17 protein-coding genes are annotated in these 21,214 nt (G+C 49.7%); 11 read left to right on the top strand and 6 right to left on the bottom strand.

Features of this window, described 5'->3' with window-relative positions; translation table 11 throughout:
- Positions 1–153: 153 nt before the first annotated feature.
- Positions 154–3,342, top strand: coding sequence for an EAL domain-containing protein (locus AC0IM9_RS01620; protein ID WP_482802808.1), 3,189 nt, complete (start codon positions 154–156; stop codon positions 3,340–3,342).
- Positions 3,343–3,368: 26 nt separating this feature from the next.
- Here AC0IM9_RS01620 and mepA read toward each other — a convergent pair whose 3' ends face one another.
- Positions 3,369–4,241 (bottom strand): penicillin-insensitive murein endopeptidase, encoded by an 873-nt coding sequence (mepA, locus tag AC0IM9_RS01615; RefSeq protein ID WP_482802807.1) that lies wholly within the window; start codon positions 4,239–4,241, stop codon positions 3,369–3,371.
- Entirely contained in the window at positions 4,238–5,407 is a 1,170-nt protein-coding gene (locus AC0IM9_RS01610) for an acyltransferase family protein (RefSeq protein ID WP_482802806.1), read from the bottom strand. Before AC0IM9_RS01610 ends, mepA begins: the two co-directional genes overlap by 4 nt.
- Before the next feature lie 367 nt (positions 5,408–5,774).
- On the opposite strand from AC0IM9_RS01610, the gene pgaB reads away from it, so the two are divergent.
- The 10 genes from pgaB to AC0IM9_RS01560 all read left to right on the top strand — a co-directional run bounded on the left by pgaB (position 5,775) and on the right by AC0IM9_RS01560 (position 16,320).
- Positions 5,775–7,697 carry a poly-beta-1,6-N-acetyl-D-glucosamine N-deacetylase PgaB gene (gene pgaB, locus AC0IM9_RS01605; RefSeq protein WP_482802805.1) on the top strand — a complete coding sequence of 641 codons (1,923 nt, stop codon included), beginning with the start codon at positions 5,775–5,777 and terminating at the stop codon, positions 7,695–7,697.
- 7 nt (positions 7,698–7,704) lie between these two features.
- Positions 7,705–9,051, top strand: a complete 1,347-nt coding sequence (pgaC, locus tag AC0IM9_RS01600) for a poly-beta-1,6-N-acetyl-D-glucosamine synthase (RefSeq protein ID WP_278212237.1) — start codon at positions 7,705–7,707, stop codon at positions 9,049–9,051.
- Complete coding sequence (gene pgaD, locus AC0IM9_RS01595) at positions 9,048–9,485, top strand: poly-beta-1,6-N-acetyl-D-glucosamine biosynthesis protein PgaD (RefSeq protein WP_278212235.1); 438 nt, start codon at positions 9,048–9,050, stop codon at positions 9,483–9,485. The genes pgaC and pgaD overlap by 4 nt, the downstream gene beginning before the upstream one ends.
- A gap of 78 nt (positions 9,486–9,563) precedes the next feature.
- Positions 9,564–10,088 carry a glycine cleavage system transcriptional repressor gene (locus AC0IM9_RS01590; protein WP_140913363.1) on the top strand — a complete coding sequence of 175 codons (525 nt, stop codon included), beginning with the start codon at positions 9,564–9,566 and terminating at the stop codon, positions 10,086–10,088.
- Between the two features lie 4 nt (positions 10,089–10,092).
- Positions 10,093–10,560 (top strand): peroxiredoxin, encoded by a 468-nt coding sequence (locus tag AC0IM9_RS01585; protein WP_140913364.1) that lies wholly within the window; start codon positions 10,093–10,095, stop codon positions 10,558–10,560.
- A gap of 207 nt (positions 10,561–10,767) precedes the next feature.
- Positions 10,768–11,007: an OadG family protein gene (locus AC0IM9_RS01580; protein WP_054759093.1), complete on the top strand. Its 240-nt coding sequence runs from the start codon at positions 10,768–10,770 to the stop codon at positions 11,005–11,007.
- A gap of 55 nt (positions 11,008–11,062) precedes the next feature.
- A complete protein-coding gene (oadA, locus tag AC0IM9_RS01575; protein WP_482802804.1) occupies positions 11,063–12,859 on the top strand; it encodes a sodium-extruding oxaloacetate decarboxylase subunit alpha in 1,797 nt (598 codons plus the stop codon).
- A gap of 116 nt (positions 12,860–12,975) precedes the next feature.
- Entirely contained in the window at positions 12,976–14,103 is a 1,128-nt protein-coding gene (locus tag AC0IM9_RS01570) for a sodium ion-translocating decarboxylase subunit beta (RefSeq protein WP_140913367.1), read from the top strand.
- 35 nt (positions 14,104–14,138) lie between these two features.
- A complete protein-coding gene (locus tag AC0IM9_RS01565) occupies positions 14,139–15,386 on the top strand; it encodes a glycosyltransferase (protein ID WP_482802803.1) in 1,248 nt (415 codons plus the stop codon).
- Positions 15,376–16,320 carry a glycosyltransferase family 2 protein gene (locus AC0IM9_RS01560; protein ID WP_482802802.1) on the top strand — a complete coding sequence of 315 codons (945 nt, stop codon included), beginning with the start codon at positions 15,376–15,378 and terminating at the stop codon, positions 16,318–16,320. The genes AC0IM9_RS01565 and AC0IM9_RS01560 overlap by 11 nt, the downstream gene beginning before the upstream one ends.
- A 22-nt stretch (positions 16,321–16,342) precedes the next feature.
- Here the strand turns inward: AC0IM9_RS01560 and AC0IM9_RS01555 are convergent, their stop codons facing one another.
- From AC0IM9_RS01555 to AC0IM9_RS01540, 4 genes are all read right to left on the bottom strand, one after another.
- On the bottom strand, positions 16,343–17,272 hold the full coding sequence (locus AC0IM9_RS01555) for a methyltransferase domain-containing protein (RefSeq protein WP_482802801.1): 930 nt from the start codon (positions 17,270–17,272) through the stop codon (positions 16,343–16,345).
- An 82-nt stretch (positions 17,273–17,354) separates the two neighbouring features.
- Entirely contained in the window at positions 17,355–18,509 is a 1,155-nt protein-coding gene (locus AC0IM9_RS01550; RefSeq protein WP_482802800.1) for a glycosyltransferase, read from the bottom strand.
- A gap of 182 nt (positions 18,510–18,691) precedes the next feature.
- Positions 18,692–19,585, bottom strand: a complete 894-nt coding sequence (locus tag AC0IM9_RS01545) for a hypothetical protein (RefSeq protein WP_482802799.1) — start codon at positions 19,583–19,585, stop codon at positions 18,692–18,694.
- Entirely contained in the window at positions 19,575–21,032 is a 1,458-nt protein-coding gene (locus tag AC0IM9_RS01540) for a lipopolysaccharide biosynthesis protein (RefSeq protein ID WP_482802798.1), read from the bottom strand. The genes AC0IM9_RS01545 and AC0IM9_RS01540 overlap by 11 nt, the downstream gene beginning before the upstream one ends.
- Positions 21,033–21,214 lie beyond the last annotated feature (182 nt).

Here is a 21,214-nt window from a genome sequence, read left to right as displayed (position 1 = left end):
GGTCGAGTTCGCCGCCGCCCTATATCGACCGGGAGAGTTCTCCGTGAACCGAGAGGCAGGTGTTTTGTTGCGCAACCCGGTCTGGTCAAGATCGCGCATCAGACGCCGCCGCAACAATTGCTGCCTGCCGCCGGGCTGCGTCGCGGGGCGGCCGTGAAACGGACATTCGCCTTGCGCCTGAGTACAAGCTTGCCGGCGTTGGTGATCGCGTATTGCGGTTTGCAGCTGTGGTACCAGCATGACGGGCTATCGAGCGCTAGCCAAACCGGCGAGCTACAGCAGATCCGTCATGTGGCGGCTGATGCCGCGCAGGATATCGAAGCCTTGTTCCGGCGCGGCCAGCCGGAATTGATTGCCGGACGCATGGCCGCTTTGGTCGTGGACGTTAAACGCGATAGCGCCGCGTTGTTCGACGACAACGGCATGGTGTTGCAGGCGACGCGTTCGGAATGGTTGGGCAAAAGTGCTGCCGAATTGTTACCTGAGCTGGGGGCCGCGGAGTTTGTCCGACTGCGTGCGGAGCGGCAAGTGTCAATCCGTTTCCTCCCCGACCGGCAGCAGGCGACGGTCTATCAAGCGGTGACAATGGTTTCCGGTGCCGACCGGCTGGGTCCCGATCCGGTCGGATTGTTGGTGTTGCAATTCGGTCTGTCGCGCGACAGAGAGGCCAACGGGGCCGCGTTCGGCCATGCAATTGCCCCGGCCTGGGTTTTCGCTGTTTCGTTACCGGTTATGATCGTTTTAGCGGTTTCGCTGGGGCTGATGCGGCCGCTACGGCATCTGCTCGATGTGCTGCGGCGTTTTGCCGGCGGCGACTACCTGGCGCGCGCGCAATTGACCGGCGGCGGAGAGATGGCGTTGTTGGGCGAGGCTTTTAACCGAATGGCGGCCGAATTGGCGGCTACCGTCGCCGGACTGGCGGAGAGCAACGATCATTTGACGGCGATGCTGTCGGCGATCGGCGATGCCTTTATCGCTACCGATGCGCAAGGCCGGATCCGTTTCATGAACTGCAGCGCGCACCAATTGACCGGTTGGCAAACGGCTGACGTTGCTGGCCAGCCGCTGGAGCGGGTGTTCCGTAGCCTCGATCCCGATAGCCCTCCGGTCCTTGAAGCGTTGGCGGCCGGCAGTCGTACTGCACTGGCCGACTGGCTGGTTCTGCTGGCTAAAGACGGCACGGAATACCCTGTCGCCGGCTGCGCAGCGCCGATCTTCAGCCCCGACGGAGCCAGGATCGGCTGGCTATTGAGGTTTCGCGATGCCGGCTCGGCGCGGGCTGCGCAAGATTCGCTTGAGCAGGAACAGTCTCTATTGCGCAGTCTGATTGACGCAGTGCCGGACCAGATGTTTTTGAAAGACCGCGATGGGGTTTATCGCGGATGCAATAAGGCATTCGAGAGCTATGCCGGCATCGGCGCAGCGGAATTGGTCGGCAAGTCGGATTTCGATATTTTCGACGGCGAAACCGCTGATTGCTTTCGCGAACACGACATGCGGGTTTTGCAGACTGGCCGATCCGTCCGTTTCGAGCGCCGGCTCGCGCTCCCGGCTGGCGGGCAGGTTTGCTTGGAAACGGTCGAAACCCCGGTGTTCGGTCCGAACGGCGAGCCAACGGCTTTGGTCGGAATCAGCCGCGACGTGACCGAGCGGATCGAAGCCGAAGACCGTTTGGAATTGTCGGCGCGGGTATTTCAGGACGCGCACGAAGCCATCATGATTACCGATGTCGGCGGCACCATCGTCGACGTCAACCCGAGTTTCTGTAAAATCACGGGCTACTCGCGGGACCAGGCGATAGGCCAAAATCCGCGGATGCTCAATTCCGGCCGGCATCCGCCGGAGTTTTTCGCCGATATGTGGCAAGCCGTTCGCGAGCAGGGTTATTGGCGGGGCGAGATCTGGAACCGGAAACGCAACGGCGAATTGCACGCCGGGTTGCTGAGTATCTCGACCTTGTCGGCGAGCGGCGGCGAAGTCAGACACTATATCGGGCTGTTTTCGGATATCACCGAGAAAAAGTTGTCGGAAGAGCAGATTTGGCGTCAGGCCAATTTCGATAGCTTGACCGCGTTGCCCAACCGGCGCATGTTTCTCGATCGTTTGGCGCGCGAGATCAAAAAAGCTCACCGCCACGGCAGCGTAGTGGCGCTGTTGTTTCTGGATCTGGACCGGTTCAAGGAAATCAACGACATTTTGGGTCATATCCAGGGCGACAGCCTGTTGCAGATTGCCGCCGAACGGCTGGTCGGTTGCGTCCGCGATACCGATACCGTCTCGCGCCTGGGGGGCGACGAATTCACCATTATTCTGCCCGACTTGGAAAACGGCGAAAGCGCCGAACGCGTGGCCCAGAATATTCTGCGTACCATGGCGGAGCCGTTCCCGCTCAACGGCAAACTGAATTACCTCACTGTCAGCATCGGTATCACGCTATATCCGCACGATTCCTTGGATCAGGAACAGTTGATCAAAAACGCCGACCAGGCGATGTACGCCGCCAAGGAAAGAGGGCGCAATGGTTACAGTTTTTTCACGGCGTCGATGCAGCAAACCGCTCAGTTCCGCTTGGGTATGGTCACCGATTTGCGCAGCGCGTTGGCCAACCGCGAATTCGAGGTGTATTACCAGCCGATTGTCGAATTGCCGGGCGAAGCGGTGACCAAGGCCGAAGCCTTACTGCGTTGGCGTCATCCGCACCGCGGTATGGTCAGTCCGGCCCAATTCATACCTTTGGCGGAAGAAAGCGGTTTGATCCACGAGATCGGTGATTGGGTGTTTCGGCAAGCCGCGTTGCAAGCCAAGTGTCTGCGCGAACGCTATCGAACCGATTTCCAAATCAGCGTGAATAAATCGCCGGTGCAATTCCGCCAGCGTTCGGGCGCCGAATTTGCCTGGCTCGATTACCTGAAGAGTTTGGAACTGGACGGCACGGCAGTCGTGGTGGAGATTACCGAGGGCTTGTTATTGGATGCCCAAACCGTGACTAAAGCCAGGTTGCTGGATTTTCGCGACGCCGGAGTGCAAGTCGCCATCGACGATTTCGGAACCGGCTACTCGTCGTTGTCCTACATCAAAAAATTCGACATCGATTACATCAAAATCGACCGCACGTTTATCAACAACTTGAGCCCGGGGTCGCAGGACGAAGCTTTGTGCGAAGCGATTATCGTCATGGCGCACAAATTGGGTTTAAAAGTGGTCGCCGAAGGCGTGGCGACCTTACCGCAACGCGATTGGCTGATCGCAGCCGGTTGCGATTATGCGCAGGGCTACCTGTTCGCCGAACCGTTAGCCGGGCCGAAACTGCTGGAGCTGTTGGTTGGCGGGGTTCAGAACTGAGCGCCGCCAGCCTAATGTTTGCCGAATCAGGGTTGGCGCAGGAGTTGTTCGCACTGCGGCGGCAGGGGCGGCGGCGGTTGCGGGGCACTTTTGCCGGGCGCTTTGGCTTCGTCGGAAAACCACCAGGCCAGACTGGCGTCGCAGCCGTCGCCGGCGGGTAGCGGCTCTTGCGCTTGGCACAACGCGTTATGCGGCGGGCATTTCAGGCGGACATGGAAATGATCGTCGTGCTTCCACCAAGGCCTGATTTTACGCAGCCAGTCAGTCGCGCCCGGCGATTTGCGGCTGCACAGCTCTTGCTTAATGCTGGGATTGACGAAGATACGATCCACTTCCGGCTGCCGGGCGGCGGCTTCCAGGACGCGGGCGTGTGCCGCGTTCCAGGATCGGCGATCGACGGCATCGGCACGGCTATCGACTACGGAAATCGCGTTCTTGGTTTCGCGTTCCGCCTCGCTCAAGATGCGCGGCTCGGCCGGATTCAATAGCAAAAACCAGATGTCGACGTCCAGCCCGGTTTGGTGGCTGCGGTGTCCACTCGGCGTCGGGCCGCCGCGCGCTTGGCCGAGGTCGCCGATCAACAGCGTCCCGAGATTGTCCCGCGCCGATATCAGGCCCAGTTGTTGGATGAAGTTGATCAATGACGGGTGGCCGAAATAGCGTTTGCGCGACAGGCGCATCACCTGGTAACCGGGGCCGTCCAGCGGTAGCGCCCCCGCGCCGGCAATGCAGCCTCCGTTATAGGTACCTATGCTTTGTCCGGCATCGCTGCTGGGGCTGGTAACCGCCGCCCAGTCGGCAGCGGTGGTGTCGGCGCCGGCGGATTGAACGTAGGCGAGGAGGCTGAGGCAAAACCAGATCAAGCCAAAGCGGGATTGGGGCGCAATTAGGGATTTCATGAGTTAGGCGGCAATACGGAAGATATGGGTGGCGGCGTCAAACTGCGGTGCGGGCGCAGGGCTTCGGCAAGCCGTCTGCCCAGCACCATGCTGGGTATTTCCAAGACATGATAAAACACCAGGGACAATCCTTGCACGGTAATGATGGTTCCCAACCAGCCGCCGAACCACAGCAGCAATCTATTCTGGCTGATATGTTCCAGAGCAATCAGTAAATGCGGCGTCAGGTTTATCAGCACTGCCATGTGCGTCAGATAAGCACTGTAAGACACTTTACCGATTTGGCGCAACGCGGCGATCGATAACAGTTTTTGCCAGCGCGGCGACGCGGCGAACACCGCCAAAATCAGGCCGGCACCCAGGCCGGTGCCGAGCCACAGCGTGTTTTCGCCGACCGACTTTGCGGTAAACAGCGTATCCGAGGTGTATAACAGCAGGCCGCATAGCAGTAACAGATAGCGCAAAGGGCGCCTGCCGCGCAAACGGGTTTCCAGCGCCTGGTGGTATCTCGCCAAGGTCAGGCCAAGCACGAAATGCCACAGGAAGAGCGACACACCCAGCAGGCCGGTGGCGAGGGTGCTGAAAAACAACAGCCAGGCCGTACCTCGCTGGCTCAACAGCAAGCCCAGCGGTAGCAATAAGGACAACACCAACTCAATGCTGAGCGTCCAGGCTTGCGGTAACAATACAATCAGTTCCGGCAGTTTTGGCAAAAAAGCTTCGCGCAGCATTGCCGGGAAGTCCAAGGGGTAACGGTGCCACATGTCAACGATCCATGCGCTTGGCGCCAAGCGGCTAGACAATGGCGGGCGGTCGAAGTGTAGTGCGAACAAGCCGGCGCTTATGGCTAGCACCAGTAAGTAAGGCAGCCAGATTCGACATACGCGGCCGATCAGAAAACGATCGAGTTCGAAACGGCCGATATCGGGCGATTGACCGGCCGGAAAGTATTTGAGCGACAACACGAAGCCGCTCAGTACGAAAAACATCGAGACTGCGGCGGTGCCGTCCCACCAGATATGTGCCGGCGAAAAGTCCAGGATGCGCTCGCAGAGCGCCGACTGGCAGGGTAGGCCGTAAGCGATGACGAAGTGTTCGCTGATCACGGCGAGTGCAGCCAGGCCGCGGATGGTGTCCAAATAACTGATGTGGGTTGTCGTTGCCAAGCTGAGTGCTTCCAAACAGGATTGAGGTTTTTTACCCAGCTAGATATAGCAGGGCTTGCCGATTTAGCCATTCGTGGTTAGGTTTAATTCCGCGGGTCGGCTATATTTTTCGAGCGACCGGATGGGCAAGGCTAGGGCCGGTGTCGGGTAAATTTCCCGGCGAGGGAAGCGGCCGTAGGTCCGGGAACTACTTCTCCAGGGGGTGTCGCGCCGAAGCCGAGCCGATGTGCAACCGGTTCCGGCTAAGGCACTGATAAATAAAAGCGAGTAAAAAAAGGCCGTTCGGGTAAAATGCTGCCTCCAATTTAGGCCCGCGCCTGTTGTGCGCCGGCCCTATCCAACCTTCATTTCCGTTGAAACGTTTCTAATGAGCATGCACCTAATTGCCGGGATATTTTTTGCAATCGCCTGCTGGATGGCCGGGCCATTGCAGGCCGCCGATTCCGCCAATTCCAGTTTCATCGTGTTGAATTACCACGATATTCTGGAGGAAGAAGAAAGAGTCCCGCCGTTCGACCGGATGGCGGTGAATAAGGATCACTTGAACAACCACTTCGCCTGGCTGAAGAATAACGGCTATCGGGTGATCAGCATCCAGGATTTGCTGGACAGCATGCAAGGCAAAAAACCGTTGCCGAACAAGGCCGTGTTATTGACCTTCGACGACGGCTACCAAAGCTTCTACAGCCGGGCGATGCCGCTGCTGAAAAAATACAAATACCCGGCCACGCTGGCCGTGGTCGGCAGTTGGTTGGAGCAGCACAGTCATGCCGGCACCAATAAACCGCTGATGACGCCGGCCCAAATTCGCGAAGTGGCGGCTAGTGGTTTGGTCGAAATCGCCTCCCACAGTTTCAACGCCCATCATGGTATCGTCGCCAATCCGCAGGGCAACGAACAAAGTACGATCACGACCCGGCTCTACAGCAGCGAATACGAGGAATACGAAAAAGACGAGGATTACCGGAAGCGGATTTTTCAGGAGCTGGAGAAAAGTTCTGAACAATTGCTGCAGACTCTGGGCCAGCGGCCGCGGGTGATGGTCTGGCCTTACGGCGAATATAACGCGATCGCGTTGGAAGCGGCGAAAAGCGCCGGCATGCCGCTGACCATGGGCCTGAACGACGGTGCCAATACGCTGGCGGACGCGGCGGTGATGAAGCGGATGATCATGACCGACGACCCTAATGCCGAACGCTTCGCCACCATCGTCACCAAATTGCGCACCGGTCGCGAGTTGCGGGTGGCGCACGTTGATATGGATTACATTTACGACGAGGACGAAGCGCAGACCGAGAAAAACCTGTCAGCGGTGGTCGAGCGGATCAAGGCCAGCGGCGCCAATACGGTTTACCTGCAAGCCTTTTCCGACCCGGATGGCGACGGCAATGCCGACAAACTATACTTTCCTAACCGGCACCTGCCGATGCGGCGGGATTTATTCAACTACGTGTCGCTAAGGCTGAGAAAGGGCGCTGACGTCAAAGTCTACGCCTGGATGCCGATGATGGCCTATAAAGCCGACGTGCCGTTGAAATGGTATGTCAAGGAATGGCGCGACGGCGAGCCGCAGTTGTCCCGTCACATTTATACCCGCCTGTCGCCGTTCAATCCGGAGGCTCGTCAATTCGTCGGCGAGATTTATGAAGATCTGGCCAAATACTGCGACTTCAACGGCATCCTGTTCCACGACGACGGTATCTTGTCGGATTATGAGGACGTATCGCCGCTGGCGATGGAATTCACCAGTAAGGTCTGGGGCTTGCCGGCCGAGTTCGATACCATCCACTCTTCCAGCCAGTTGCGCCTGCGCTGGGCTCAGCACAAGAACGAGCTGATGGGCCAATTCACCGACTATCTGACCAATAAAGTCCGTTTTTATCGGCCGTATATCAAAACCGCGCGTAATTTTTATTCGTTGCCGTTGTTGAAGCCGTATAGCGAAGAGTGGTACGCCCAATCGCTGAGCAGCTTTATGAAGCATTACGATTACGTGGCGATCGAGGCGATGCCGTTTATGGAGGAAGCAGAAAATCCGAAGCAGTGGCTGGCGGAATTGGTCGAGAAGACCAATCAGTATCCAGGGGCATTGGACAAAATGGTGTTCGAGTTGCAGGCCGTGAACTGGAAAACGCAACAGGACGTCCCGATGCCGGTATTCACCGAGCAGTTCCTACTCTTGAAAAAACTGGGCGCCAAGCATATCGGTTATTACCCGGATAACGTTTTTCACGACCAGCCCAAATTGGCGGAGTTGAAAAAGTATTTTCCTGTAGAGATCAAGGATTGAGTCGACCGTGGACCAACTTTTAGCGCAACCCTGGGTGCAACATCTGATCGATCTGTGGCTGATCGGGCGCGAACGGCTGGAAGAGGTGCCCTGGTGGCAATTCAACGAATGGCTGTCGCGTTTCGTGTTTTATTACCCGCTGTTGATGGCTTACGTCTGGATGCTGGGCGGCATCGTCTATTACATTCGCTGGGAGCGTAACCGCGGCAATGTGTTGGCGGATTTGCCGGTGTTGGCTGACTATCCGCCGGTGTCGATTCTGGTCCCGTGTTATAACGAGGGCGAGAACGTTCGCGAAACTATTGAATATTTGTTGCACCAACAGTATCCGAATTACGAAATCATCGCCGTTAACGACGGCAGCAAGGACAACACGCTGGAAATCCTGCACGAACTGGCCGACCGGCATCCGCAAATCCGCGTCGTCAATCTGGCCAGCAACCAGGGCAAGGCCGTCGGTCTGCGCACGGCGGCGCTGCTGGCCAACAGCGAGATATTGATCGGCATCGACGGCGACGCCTTGTTGGCGCCGAACGCAACGGCGTGGATCGTCAAACATTTTCTGGAAGATCCGCACGTCGGCGCCGTGACCGGCAATCCGCGCATCCGCAACCGGTCGACCTTGTTGGGCAAGATTCAGGTCGGCGAATTTTCGGCCATCGTCGGCATGATCAAACGCGCCCAGCGCTCCTACGGGCATGTGTTCACGATATCCGGCGTGATTGCCGGTTTTCGCAAGACCGCCTTGCACGACGTTGGTTACTGGAGCCCGGATATGGTGACAGAAGATATCGATATTAGCTGGAAAATGCAGTTGGCCGGCTGGGCGATCCGCTTCGAGCCCAATGCGCTGTGCTGGGTGTTGATGCCGGAAACGCTGAAAGGTTTGTGGAAACAACGCAGCCGCTGGGCGCAAGGCGGGGTCGAGGTGTTGTTGCGCTATTTCCGGCCGTTGCTGCGTTGGCGTTCGCGCGGCATGTGGCCTTTGTATTTGGAATGTTGCGTCAGTTTGAGTTGGGCATTTTTGGTGGTGGCGATGCTGGCCTTGGTGCCGTTGGACTGGTTCAGCAGCGAACCGCAGGAAGCCTTGGAAGACTTATCGCCGCACTGGACCAGCATGCTGCTGTGCGTGACCTGTCTGATCCAGTTTGCAGTCAGTTTGACGATAGACTCGGTCTACGAAAAGAAAAGCGGCGGCTCGGCTCAGCATTACTATTGGATGATCTGGTATCCGATCGTGTACTGGTTGATCAACGTCGGCACCACAATCAACGGCTGCATCAAGGCTTTAAGGAAAAAGCGCGGCCAGCGCGCGGTTTGGGTGACTTTGGATCGAGGGTTGCGGCAAAAATGAAAGAGATCATCATCAACCAGCCGCATTTGCAAAGTTTTCAGCAAAAATGCGCGTCGGTCTTCATGGCTTTCATGAGTTGGGCGTTGTGGCTGTATTTTTTGTGGCCATTGTTCACTTTGGCGGCTTGGCTGATGGGCTTGAAAAGCTTGTCGGACGAGATCCGTTGGTTCGGCGGATATAAAACCTTGCTGGAACTGCTCGAGCTCTACGGCCAGATCGTGCTGGCGATAGCGCTGTTCTGGCTGTGTTGGACTGTGTTGCTGTCCTGGCGGCATTCGGTGGTGGCGCCGAAACGCACCGCACCCGTCACCGATCAGCAATTGGCGGTTGCGTTTAAAGTCGATTTGGCCGGACTGGGTAAAGCTCGGACGGGTAACAAATTGACGGTACATTTCGACGAACATGCCGGAATAACCGCGATTCGCCACGACTGACGCGGTTACCATTTCGTAACTGCGTTTTTCTAGCGGTTGGTGTTAAACTGCATGGAGCGTATTTATGGACTTGGGATTATGCAACTGGCAATTACCGTATTGGGAGAAAAGTCGAACGGTTTTCTTGGGGAAATATTGTCGGCGCTGAGTGCTTGCCAATGCAGCGTGCTGGAGCTGCGCACCTCCAATCTGACCGAGCTTACCGCCGCCTATCTGTTGATCGACGGCAATTGGAACCATATCGCCAAGCTGGAAGGCATGCTGGATGCGATCAAAACCCGTCTGGAAATCCAGATGAACTTCCTGCGGCCGAGCCAGGAGCCGCAAGCGATCGAAGGCGTACCGTACACGCTGGAAACCATCTCCGTCGACAAAAGCGACATCCTGTTTGCCGTGACCTCCTTCCTGTTGGATCGCGGTATCTGTATCGAGGAAATCTCGGCTAGCCGGCACAACGCGGCTTTTTTCAATACCGCGGTATTTTCGACCAAATTCATCCTGTTGGTACCGCCGTCGGTGCGGATTCTATCCTTGCGCGAAGAATTTCTGGATTTTTGCGACAGCTTGAACATCGATGCCATTCTCGAACCCGTTAAAAGGTGATTTCATGACCGCCATAGCTATCGGCACTGCCGTCCCCGATTTCGAAGTAGCCGCCACCGGCGACAAATCCGTCAAACTCAGCGATTATCGCGGTAAAAAAATCGTGCTGTATTTTTACCCGAAAGACAACACGCCGGGCTGCACCCAGGAGGGCCAGGCCTTTCGGGACAATATCGGCCAATTCGAAGCGCTGAATACGGTGGTGTTGGGCGTATCGCGCGATAGCGTCAAGGTCCACGAAGGCTTTAAATGCAAACAAGCGTTTCCGTTCGATTTGTTGTCCGACCAGGACGAAAGCCTGTGCGGTTTGTTCGACGTGATTAAAATCAAGAATATGTACGGCAAGCAAGTGCAAGGTATTGAGCGCAGCACGTTTCTGATCGACGAGAACGGCGTGCTGGTCAAAGAATGGCGTAAGGTGCAGGTCAAAGTCCACGTAGCCGAGGTGCTGGATTTTCTCCAATCGCTTTGACCTCAATGGTGGCTCTTTGCAAGCCGTGCGTTGCCATTTTTTCTGCTACCGGTGTCAGTCTAGGTCATCTTTTTTGTCTAACGCACGCGCTATCGGTTTTTTGTTTTTCGAAGCCATGGCCTTAAACCCTTCAATCCGCTCAGGATTGTGAACTCCGGCTTATTTGGGCGATAATGCCCAAGCTAATTAATCATTTGGACCACGTTTATGAACGAAATGCTGTCTTCGGGTATTGAGTTGATGCTAATCGGCATGGGGATGGTTTATGCCTTTTTGGCGATGCTGGTGGTTGCGATCAATACCATGAGTAATCTGGTCCGGCGCTATTTTCCGGAGGTTCCGTCCAAATTTCCCGAACAGCCGGTTGTCGCCGGTAACGATAAAGCGGTGGTTGCCGCGATCACCGCCGCAGTTCTGCAGTACCGCAAAAAGCATAAAAACGGATAGTTACCCACAAGGTAAGATCTGTTACGACCCAAAAAAGTCATTAGGAGAGTAAAGAGTGGAAAAGGTAAACAAGCCCCTGGGAATTACTGAGGTGGTATTACGCGACGCCCATCAGTCAATTCTGGCGACCAGGCTGCGTATCGAAGACATGCTACCGATTTGCGAGCAGCTCGATCAGATCGGTTATTGGTCGATCGAATCCTGGGGTGGCGCGACCTTCGACGCTTGCATTCGCTACTTGGGCGAGGATCCTTGGGAACGGTTGCGTTTACTGAAGCAAGCCATGCCCAATACGCCGCAGCAAATGCTGTTTCGCGGCCAAAATATCCTGGGGTACCGCCATTACGCCGACGATGTGGTCGATAAATTCGTCGAGCGTTGCGTGGTCAACGGTATTGACGTATTCCGGATTTTCGATGCGATGAACGATATGCGCAACATCGAGAGAGCCATCAAGGCGGTGCTGAATACCGATGCCCATGCCCAAGGTACGATTTCCTACACCACCAGCCCGGTGCATACCATCAAAAAGTGGGTAGAGCAGGGCAAGCTGATCGAGGATATGGGGGCGCATTCGATCTGCATTAAAGACATGGCCGGTTTGCTGACCCCATACGACGCCTACGACCTGATCGGCAAATTGAAGAAGGCTGTGGCGATCCCGGTACATCTGCATTGCCACGCCACCACCGGATTGAGCGTTGCGACCTGTATCAAGGCTGTGGAAGCCGGCGTCGATAATGTCGACACCGCAATCTCTTCGCTGAGTATGACTTACGGCCATACGCCGACCGAAACCATCGTCGCGGCATTGGCCGGACAGAAACGCGACACCGGTCTGGATTTGGCCAGGCTGGAAAAAGTCGCGGCTTATTTCCGCGAAGTGCGGAAAAAATATGCGCAGTTCGAAGGCAGCCTGAAAGGGGTCGATAGCCGTATTTTGGTATCGCAAGTACCGGGCGGCATGCTGACCAATATGGAAAGCCAGTTGAAGGAGCAGGGCGCGGCCGACCGTTTCGATGCGGTACTGCAGGAAATCCCGTTGGTACGCAAAGATTTGGGTTACATCCCGCTGGTGACGCCGACTTCGCAAATCGTCGGCACCCAGGCCGTATTGAATGTTCTGGCCGGCGAGCGTTACAAAACCATCAGCAAAGAGACGGCCGGCGTGTTACGCGGCGAGTATGGTGCGACTCCGGCACCAGTGGATAAAGAGTTGCAGGTACGAGTGTTGAACGGTGCCGAACCGATCGATTGCCGGCCGGCGGATTTGTTGGAGCCGGAAATGGCTAAGCTGGTAGCGGAAGTCAAGGCGAAAGCACAGGCCGAAGGCGTCAAGTTGGCCGACAATGTCGAAGAAGATGCGCTGATCGATGGCCTGTTTGCGCAAGTGGGCTGGAAATTTATTCAGAATCGGGGCAATCCGACCGCATTCGAGCCGGCACCTGGAGCGGAGCCGGCCTCTGTTACCGTGCCGGCTGCCGCAAAATCGGCGGGCGAAGCCGAAACTTACACTGTGAATGTGGATGGCAAAAATTACCATGTCGCAATCGCACCGGGCAACGGCGAAATTGTGGTGAAGCCGTCCTCGGCATTGGAAAACGGTCCGATGTTGGCCTCGACCGCGCCGATCGTCAGCGGCAGCGGCGTCGTCGAGTCGCCCTTGGCTGGTGTGGTATTGAAAGTGAATGTCAACGTCGGCTCCCATCTGTCCGAAGGCGACGTCGTGTTAATCATGGAAGCCATGAAAATGGAAACCGAAATTCGCGCCAAAGTCGCCGGTATCGTTAGCGCCGTCAACGTGCGCCAAGGTGACTCGGTAGCGGTGGGCGACGTCCTGGTCACGTTATAAACGCCTAAGATTTAACTTGCTCCGGCCGTCCGCAGTGCGGGCGGCTAAAGCCCAATTTAAACTCGACGGCATGTCGCAATGGTGTCGTCAGCCAACCAAATCGAATAAATCAAGCCATGGAAAATCTCCGACTCTTGTGGGAAAGCACCGGTATTTACAACATTACCCAACCGCAGATCATCATGATGGCGGTGGGATTCCTGTTGTTATACCTGGCGATTAAAAAAGGCTTCGAACCGCTATTGTTGTTACCGATCGGTTTCGGCGCGGTACTGAGCAATATTCCGGTGGCGGGCATGGTCGACGAGGGCGGTATTCTTTATTACATGTATGGAGGTATCAAGGCCGGTGTATTTCCGCTGTTGATATTCATGGGCGTCGGGGCGATGACCGATTTCGGGCCGATGCTGGCGAATCCGAAGACACTATTTCTGGGTGCGGCGGCCCAGTTCGGTATTTTTGCCACGTTGTTCGGCGCGCTGGCTTTGAATGCGGTGCCGGGTATGGCGTTCAGTTTGAAGGAAGCGGCAGCGATTGCGATTATCGGTGGTGCCGACGGCCCGACTGCAATCTATGTTGCCTCCAAACTGGCGCCCGAGTTATTGGGTGCAATTGCCGTCGCCGCATACTCCTATATGGCGTTGGTACCGTTGATCCAGCCGCCGATCATGCGGGCATTGACTAGCGAGGAGGAACGCCGCATTGAGATGCAACAACTCCGCACTGTCGGAAAGGCCGAGAAAGTCGTGTTTCCGTTGATGCTGCTGATTTTAACGGCGCTGTTGCTGCCGTCTGCAGCGCCGTTGGTCGGCATGTTTTGCTTGGGTAACCTGATGAACGCGACCGGCGTGGTGGATCGGCTGAGCAAAACCGCGCAGAATGAATTGATCAACATTGTTACGATTTTCCTGGGCTTGTCGGTCGGTTCCAAGCTTAGCGCCGAGGCGTTTTTGAAAGTACAAACCTTGGGCATCCTGGGCTTGGGCGCCGTCGCCTTTGCGATCGGTACCGCCAGCGGCGTCATCATGGCTAAAATCATGAATCGTTTCAGCAGCACGCCGATCAATCCCTTAATCGGCGCGGCAGGCGTTTCCGCGGTGCCGATGGCGGCCCGCGTCGCCAACAAAATCGGTCTGGAAAGCAATCCGCACAACTTCCTGCTGATGCATGCTATGGGGCCCAACGTAGCCGGCGTGATCGGTTCCGCAGTGGCGGCCGGGGTTTTGTTGAGTTTGGTACGTTAGTTAATCGAAATTTAGGGAAAATTTGGCGTTTTACGATGAGTGTAGGATCATCGAAAACGAAACGCTTCAAAGTACTTTGGCTCACTTCGAGCTATCCACGGAATGAAGACGATAGCTCCTCCATATTTCTGCGGTATTTGGCGGAGGCCCTGGCAACACGTCAGATCGATATACAAATTCTTTCCCCGGATCATCCGGAAATTCAAAACACAGAACAAGCAAGTGGCATAACCAGTCGCCACTTTACTTATTTCTTTCCGCGCAAGCTGCAAAAACTGGCCTATGGTTCAGGCATTTTGCCTAACTTGCGTGCTGCACCATGGTTACTGTTGCAAGTGCCGTTTTTTATCATTTCGATGTTAGTAACCGCTGCTGGGCTAATATTTAGAGATCGACCCGTTTTGATACATGCTCACTGGATTTTTCCGCAAGGAACGGTGGCGGTAGTATTAGGTAAGATATTCAGAATCCCGACAATCGTCACAGCGCACGGCGGTGACGCCTTTGCATTGCAGGGGCTTTTTATCGGAGCTATAAAACGATGGACTATTAAAAGTTGCTCGGCTTGGACTAGCAATACACGTGCAACTGCCGTTGCCGTAGGTTCTGATCTGCCTACGCCATGCATAATTCCGATGGGTATAAACTGCAAGAAATTTCTAGACTTAGATACTGAAAAAATACCACTCCGACCGGACCCGGAAAAACTAGTACTGTTGTTCGTCGGGCGTTTAGTCGAAAAAAAAGGTGTAGCAGATTTATTGAGGGCTTATGCCCTATTACCAGAGGTCTTGCGAAAACAAACTGAGTTGTGGATTATTGGCGACGGATCAGAGCGTAAAAAACTCGAAATGTTGGCGATTGACATGGAGTACATCAATTCGATTCGTTTTTGGGGCCGTATTCCAAATCAGAAGTTGCCCGGCTATTATGCATCCGCAGATCTTTTTATTGCGCCGTCCATTAAGGATATGCACGGAGATACTGAAGGTCAAGGAGTAATGCTTTTAGAAGCAATGGCAAGCCGTTTACCGATCATTACAACTAATGTCGGTGGAATTGGCTCTGTGATAACTCACGAAGAAACCGGTCTATTGGTAAATCCAGGCAAACCTAAAGAAATTTCCATGGCCATTGAACGGCTACTTAACGATAATAAATTACGAGCGAGACTTAGTCTAAAGGCATTTGAAGCCGTACAAGATTACGATTGGTTAACAATATCTGAAAAATTCATTAGTTTATACAGAGAGTCAAAAATCGGTGCAAAAAATGAGTTTTGAAGTAAACGAAAGAGCCGAAGTTGAGATGGCCTGCGTAATAGTTACCTACAATCCAGATAGAAATATATTGTGTTCCGTACTTTCACAATTGTTGAAGTCACCCGTAGCAATCTATATTGTGGACAATTGGTATTCAAATGAGTCTACTGGTTATATAAAGGAATTGTACGCGCAGTATTCTGATAGGATCAGATTGATTTGTTTGGAAAAAAATTACGGTATTGCAAAGGCGTTAAATGTTGGCGTCGATCAAGTGATAAAGGACAAACATGAATATGCGCTTTTGTTAGATCAGGATAGCATCCCTCAGGATGGATTGCTTGAGGAAATGTTACGCGCAGCAAAACTGCTTTCGAAGACTGACACGCAAACGGTTGCAATTGGTCCACGCTTGTACGACCCGAGATCAAATAACTGTATCAAGTTTGCCTCACTTAAATGGGGGATTTGGAAAAGAGTTGGCTGTGAAGGAAATAATGGAAATTTAATTAAATGTGAGTTTCTCAATTCGTCAGGTAGTCTTATTTTTTTGAAACACTGGGATACTATTGGTCAGTTTTGTGAAGAGTTTTTTATAGATCACGTGGAAACAGAATGGTATATGAGGGTGAGATATTTAGGATTCAAATGCTACGGACTGTGTAGTAAAAACTATCTCATACATTATATGGGCGACAAAATATGCCGCTATTGGTTTTTCGGCTGGCGTCATATGCCGCATAGGTCGCCAGATCGACACTACACAATAGTAAGAAATGCTATTTGGCTATGGAAGTTAGAGCACGCACCATTTGCTTGGATTCTTAATGCCTCAGTAAAAATTGTTTTTACTTTGCTATATTTTTCCGTTTTTGATGAAAGCGGAAAAAATCAAGCTTTGTATATATTGAAAGGGATTAAAGATGGGGTGAGCCAGAAACCATCTTTTAGTTAATGCGCTTGTTCAGTATAGACAATCAAATATATCCGTTATTGTCGTATTTTTCATTTAATTGATGGTCGGTTTTAAAAGGGCTGTTTTTAAAGTAATGAGCTGAGTCGGAGGTAAACGCGGAATTGTCAATTATTTCTTCCTGATTGGTTTTTTGAGCTACAACCAGAATATGTAAGGGTTCAATAGCTTCAACTGCTCTAATTTTCAATTGCATGTAGTCAATAAGTTTAACGGCAAGACGGGTGTCAAAAACATGGTGATGAAAACAGCGGTTTTCAAAGTTCCGCTCAGAACGGGCCTTAAAGCAGTCCATGTCTCCGGCTTGTTTATCGAGTTCTAGGTCATGTAATGCAAGAATTTCAGGCATATGTGTAAGGTCATCTTCTCCTGTATTGTTTATAAAGTCAGAAATAAGATGTTCCATTGTGGTTACTGGTCGACGATGGTCGAAAGTGCCATCTTTGTGGGGAAGCAATATTACTAATAATCCATCCTGTTTTAATATTCTTATCCATTCAGATAATGCGAGAATAGGATTCGCAGAATGTTCAAGCATGTGTGACGATAATAGAAAGTCATAAGAGTTTGAGGCAATATTTGTTAAGTTGGTTGCTTCAAAAAAGAATTGCCACCCTGGTTTTTTCTTGGGATTAAAATAAAAAGTTTTTCCATTCTCAATCTTACCTTCCCAGGTTGTATCGTTGTTAAAGTTGCAGTTATCAATTCGATATGGAATAGAATAAACCGGGAAAACGTTCCTTTTCATAAATACTGAGCTCGGTCCCCCAATTTCCATGCCTATTTTACCTTTGAACAAATGTTGTGTCTTTGAAAAACATTTGGCTTGGTATGGGGATATGTTTATAAGATAAAAATACGTGGATTTTACCAGTTCAAAAAATCCTTTTTTTAGTAAAACAGCTTTAGCTTTTCTAATAATATTGTAGGGCATAAGTAATAGTTTAAAAAATAATCAACAACTGAGCGAAAATACGTCGTCGAGCCTAACTTTAACCAATCGCTTCTGGAAATAATCATATTTTGTATAAAAAATTACAGAGAATTAGTGCCTTGTCAAGCAGATTGTAATAAATCGTCAAAAATGCCCGCATGGGTGGGAGGGATGGGGTTCTTGTTAGAGGTTTTTCAAGATTCAAAATGGTTTTAAATGGGGGTAAATATGTATCTATGGCATTGTGAAGTGAATATTTATAGAAAACTTCCTCTTGGGCATGTTTTATTATTGAAGTTGTTTTTATCTTGTCAAGAAGTACGCTCTCTATGGCTAAAAACCACGATTTAGGGTTATTGTTAACTAGAATTCCATTTAAGCCGTTATCTATACATGAGCGATATGGTGTGATATCGCTATAAATTCCAGGAATACCTGCTGCAGAATATTCGAGCCATTTTATATTGCTTTTACATTGATTAAATTTGGTGTCTTTCAATGGTACTAAAGCAATATGTATGTCTAAGCTTTTCAAGTAAGAGGCATAATCTTTATAGTTTGGTTTGAAGTCAATGCTGCTAACCGATGGATGGTTGCGAAATGCCTTAGGTGCATCCCCGAAGAAAATTACATTAACTCGGTCTTTATATGCTTTTAAGATATCAAAAACAGGTTCCTCTATGATGGACCAATCTTCTTGATGTGTGGGTGTTCCCGATATTAATATGTTGAATATATCGTGGCGGGGTTTTGGTTGTTCAATGAATAAATTATGGTTTAACAGGTTTTGGGTTACATAAATCGGACGCTGAGTATGAGGGGTTAGTTCATTTTTTAATGCTATAGTGGAAACAGTGATTAAATCAACTTCTTTTATTAGCCATTTAATATAGGGTGATACTGTTTTGAAATAAAAAAAACGAGGATGTTCTGGCTGGTTATCGAGAAGCAAGTCATCCAGATCATAAACAATTGGGATCCCCATGTTTAACAGCGACAATAATAGTTTTGCGGTTTTTTTACTTGGAAAGTCTCGTTGAATAATTATTAAGTCTGAGTTTTTAGTTGGATGAATATCGAAGTCCTTGTTTAAGCAACTTTTCCGGGTGTTCCAGATGATTTCCCAGTTAAGCCAGGACAAAGGATAAAAAAGTCTGATAGCCGAACAAGCGTCGGTTGTGCAGCCTTTTGAATAAATGGAAACAGTTACGTTTTTTTTTTGTTTAACTTCTTTCATCTGGCTAAGAGTGCTTCATAAATGTTGCCTATTCTTCAATAGAAAAAGGTCAAAATTTAGTTACAGTAACGAAAATATTTTCTTATGATGGGTTAAATGCTTGTCCCGGTATGCAATGTGCTAAATTAATCTTTTTTTTAATAAACGGCCTGATAGGTAAAAAGCCATGACTTTTATTGGATTTAATTGAAATGATTTTCGCATTTCTTTATGAAATTTTTTACCATTTTTATTGAAATATTCTCTTGTTCTATTAGGGTTGGTAATAGGTATTGTCTTGTATTTTTAGCATAATCGATATCGTCGAACCCGTACGCAATACCGTAACGCTTGCTTTCTTGTATTCTCCATTGATCTTTGCTTAATCCTTCTTCGGGGATAACAATACTTGTGCACCCGCATAGGACGGCGTATTCAGAATACATGGTATGTAAATCATACGAAATACACGTTTCTGCAGAATTAAAAACATCTGCAATTTCCTGGTGTTGCAAGTCGTCAATTAATATTGAATTAGTAAGGTCGTGTACTATTTTTCTGCCACGGCCTTTTCTGAGAATGTAACAAGTACCGTTTCTTTTGCCAAAATTGCGCTGATAATAAATGTCGTTGAGCAAGAAAATTATTTGCAATAAATTATCTTCATCTTGATTAAGGTTTTTGTCATTGAATGCTAGTTGATAAAAAAAATATAGCTCGTTTTCGAGATAGTTTATTGTTCCGGTATGAAATCCAGGTTTGTGTAAAAACCAGCGGACAATTTTCTTTGCAAACAGTGGATTCCCGTCAATTATTTCAGGGTAAATTACAATGGCATCTTTTAGGTCGGAGTAATTTGCGGTAGGTGTGATAAGGTCTCTCGATACCTTGTATTCTAATTCTCCATATTTTAATCGATGCCGTAATGCGCAAATGCTTTTTATTGGTTGTGGATATACCCAATTCGGTTTTTCAAAAGGCCACATTAACGCAGTTTGTCCTTCCAGATTTAAAAAATGACAAAGTCGGTGTAATGCAATAGAGCCGCCTATGTTTTCATTGAACTCAGGTGAATAAATAATGAATTTATTTTTCATTGACGTGAATTTTTAGCGTTAATAAAATTAGTTCTTTTAAATAGATGTATCCATCTGTTTTAATTAAGTTATTAGCTAAAATATAAAAAACGGTGAAAATCAGCGATTCTACCGCGAAAAAATGTGGGAATTGTTCTGAAAATATATTTGATGAAAATATAGAAATAGCTAAGGATATAGTGGAGATCAGCATCTGGACTATAATTGGCTTTGCGATTCTGATGTAGGATATTTCTATTTCTTTGGTTGCAAATAGAATGTTTAATAGAAGCATGGGAAAGGTGCTTACAATCATACAATACAAGTATGCTTTTACACCGGATATGTATAGAGCTATAATGTTTATGCTTGTTATCATCGCTTTATATATTTCCAGTCGGAAGAAGGATTTAGAATTGCCGCGACAACTTAGGGTGCTTACTAAAACAGCGTTAATGGGGTAGCTATATCCGGTTAGAATGAATAACTTGAAGAATTCACTAGATGACGACCATTTTTCTGAGAATAGAATAATTATTATCTCATCTGAAGTTAAGTATAAATTACCAGTTATCAGAAATGAAATGAAGCTTGTTATTCCGATTGTTTTTATTATGACTTTCTGAAGCCTTGGTAGGTTGTTTTGAATTGTACTTAAAGTTGGGAATAATGTATCTATGAGGCTTCCCGATGAGTATTGTATTAATATGGTATTTAGGGATTTAGCTCGCTCAAAATATCCTAGCGTAGTAGATGTAACTAGCTTTCCAATGGCTAATATGTCTACTCTTTCAAGTATCGATGAAAGTATTGCTGATAAAAACATTCTAAAGCCAAAGCTCCATAATTGAGCTAGTGCTTTCCAAGAAAAACTCCAAATAGGTCTCCATTTTGCGACCTTCCAAATAATAATATTGTAAATTAAGCTCATTGATAATGCTTGGGCTGCAAGGCTCCATATGCCCGCATTATTTAATGCCAGTATAATGCCTAAAAATCCACTCATTAATGTGGTTAACAGGCTATATTTTGTTAATAATGCGAAGCTTAATTCTTTGCGTAGTTTTATTATGCTAACGCTGCCAAAGGCGTTTAAGACGAATGAAGGGGATATAGTCCTTATCACTGCGGCTAGTTTTTCATTTTCATAAAAAAAACCAATCCAATCGGCTGATAAGAATGTTATGAATGTTAAGATGAGTCCGGTTGCCAGATTGAAATAAAAAACAGACGAATAATGTATTTGCAGTATTTTTCTTTTTTGGATGAGCGCGCTACTCAATCCGAAATCGCTGAAGATGCTTGTGATTCCAATAATAACCATAACTAGCGCCATTATGCCAAAGTCTGTTGGTTCTAATGTGCGTGTAAGGATTATTGATGTAATAAATCCAATTATTTGTCTTATGGTTTTTCCTGAGAAATCCCAAAAAAATGCCTTTATTCCCTTTGATTCTATATTTTGCAATGATTTTACGCTTAGATAATGTTGTTCAGGGATGGGGTTAATATCTTTGATGATTATGTGTTCTTGGTTGTATTGTAGTTTGTAATTTAAGATAAAAGTATTGGTACGAGCTTGAGCTAACTTGATGAAGACTTATTGCTATTCACCTTTTTATGTCGTAAGCGAAAGCAAGGTAAAAGCAA

This window comes from Methylomonas sp. Uni0011 (genome assembly GCF_056850255.1).
This window is presented reverse-complemented; position numbering and strand designations above follow the sequence as displayed.